Annotated in this window: 2 protein-coding genes; one reads left to right on the top strand and one right to left on the bottom strand. The window is 31.9% G+C overall.

All coding sequences use genetic code 11. The features are described 5' to 3' along the window. On the top strand, positions 1 to 527 hold a 527-nt coding region (locus tag AMN70_RS00890), incomplete at its 5' end, for a transketolase C-terminal domain-containing protein (protein WP_306452505.1). Positions 528 to 534: 7 nt separating this feature from the next. On the opposite strand, the gene AMN70_RS00885 is transcribed toward AMN70_RS00890, so the two are convergent. Then, a partial coding sequence (locus AMN70_RS00885) for a chorismate synthase (RefSeq protein WP_143323396.1) occupies positions 535 to 977 on the bottom strand: 443 nt, incomplete at its 5' end.

The raw sequence follows: 977 nt of genomic DNA, 5'->3' as shown, positions 1-977 counted from the left end.
CAGTTGATATAAATGATAAACCTTGTGCAATAAGATATCCAAGAGGAACAGGTGTAGGAATAGAACTTCCCTCTATTGATGAAAAAATTGAATTAGGCAAAGGAAGAATTATTCAAGAAGGGAAACAAGTTTGCATAATAAGTTTAGGAACTAGGCTTGAAGAATGTAAGTTAGCCTCTGAGGAATTAAAAAATAAAGGAGTTTCCACAACGATAGTAGATGCAAGATTTGCAAAACCTTTAGACGAAAAACTTATTTTAAAATGTGCAAGGGAACATGAAGTTATGATAACAATTGAGGAAGGATCTATAGGTGGTTTTGGATCTCATGTAGAAAATTTACTAACTGAAAAAGGAGTTTTCGACAAAGGTCTGAAATTTAGATCTATGAAATTACCTGATATTTTTATTGAACAAGATATTCCAAAAAAAATGTACGAATTTGCAGGTTTAAACTCAGCCCAAATTTCAAAAAAAATACTTGATATTTTATTTTCTAAAGATTCTATAAAAGTAGTAAAAAATTAAATTATTTTTAATTACACTGGGCCTTATTCATTAGATAATGATCTAATAAAATACAATTTATCATAGCTTCTCCTACTGGCACTGCTCTGATTCCAACGCAAGGATCATGTCTTCCTTTAACTGAAATTGTGGTATTTTTTCCAAATTTATTTATCGTTTTTCTTGTTTTTAAAATCGAGGAAGTTGGCTTAACAGCAAAAGATGCTATAATTTCTTGACCACTTGATATTCCTCCTAAAATTCCTCCAGCGTTGTTAGAGTCAAATTTTAATTTTTCTCCTTTCTGCGAAATTTGATCAGAATTTTGTTCACCACTTAATTGTGCTGAATTCATCCCAGCTCCAATATTTACACCTTTGACTGCGTTTATACTCATTAAGCCAGAAGCAATATCCGAATCTAATTTTGAATAAATCGGAGCCCCAAGACCTGCTGGGACTCCTCTAGCTC

Origin of the sequence: Candidatus Pelagibacter communis (assembly GCF_001179925.1) — a bacterium.
Classification (GTDB): Bacteria; Pseudomonadota; Alphaproteobacteria; order Pelagibacterales; family Pelagibacteraceae; genus Pelagibacter; species Pelagibacter ubique_E.
This window is presented reverse-complemented; position numbering and strand designations above follow the sequence as displayed.